The sequence below is a fragment of the Herbidospora daliensis genome, from assembly GCF_001570585.1.
Taxonomy (GTDB): domain Bacteria; phylum Actinomycetota; class Actinomycetes; order Streptosporangiales; family Streptosporangiaceae; genus Herbidospora; species Herbidospora daliensis.
Map to the genome: position 1 here is coordinate 69,352 of NZ_BBXF01000010.1, position 511 is coordinate 69,862.

General features: G+C 74.2%; 1 protein-coding gene. It reads right to left on the reverse strand.

Annotated features, from left to right (window positions below; genetic code table 11):
- On the reverse strand, positions 1-118 hold a 118-nt coding region (locus tag AW274_RS42460), incomplete at its 3' end, for an Lrp/AsnC family transcriptional regulator (protein ID WP_369408694.1).
- Positions 119-511: the final 393 nt, after the last annotated feature.

The following is a 511-nucleotide window of genomic DNA, read 5'->3' on the forward strand; positions in this document are numbered from 1 at the left end:
CCCGCCGTTTGACCGCCGGGGCCGACAGCCCGACCTGCCCGCCGATTTCCGCATATGTCGCCCGGGCATCGTCCACGAGGGCCCCGATGATCGCCCGGTCTAGCTCGTCCAGCTTCACGACCATCTGTATACCGCCTGAAACCACGTCCCCCGTGACCGGGACGCGCCCGGTCTTTCCTCTCCGTTACGGCTCCGCCCCGCCGGCCCCGCCCGCCGCCCCCGGCCCGGCCCCACCCGGCGCCGACCGGCCGCTCCCGGCTGAGGCCGCCACGAGAACCCTTTCGCCGTCCATGCAACCGGGGCCGGCTTCGGCTTCGGCTTCGTCGGGCGGTCGACCGCGGCTGCTCCTGCCCCGGTTCCGCCTGACACCGCGCCGAGGTGGCTCAGGGTTCGGTGCGGTGGGTTCGGGCGAAGCCTGGGGCGGCGCGTTCGAGGAGGTCGAAGGCTCTGACCGCCTCTCGCCTGAGGTCGGGGAGGATCGTCTCGGGGGTCTCGCCCGCGGTGCGGCGGG